Genomic DNA, 270 nt, shown 5'->3' on the forward strand with positions numbered 1-270 from the left:
CTACAAGAACGACGAGCTGGGCGATCCGCTGGTCTCCGAGGAGCACATCACCGCCTTCAACTGGGCCGCTCCCCAGGACCTCGACGACATGATGGCCCTGGCGCTCAGGGTGAACGACTTCCTCACTGGCCTGTTCCTGGGCATCGGCCTCCGCCTCGTCGACTTCAAGGTGGAATTCGGGCGCATCTACAACGAGCATGGCGACATGCGCATCATCCTCGCCGACGAGATCAGCCCGGACAGCTGCCGGCTCTGGGACGTGCATTCCGG

The 270-nt window shown here is 63.7% G+C and carries 1 protein-coding gene; it reads left to right on the forward strand.

Features of this window, described 5'->3' with window-relative positions; all coding sequences use genetic code 11:
• The coding region (locus SB754_RS20440) for a phosphoribosylaminoimidazolesuccinocarboxamide synthase (protein ID WP_410784190.1) at positions 1 to 270 on the forward strand (270 nt) is incomplete at both ends.

This window comes from Leifsonia sp. SIMBA_070, from assembly GCF_046534635.1.
Taxonomy (GTDB): Bacteria; Actinomycetota; Actinomycetes; order Actinomycetales; family Microbacteriaceae; genus Leifsonia.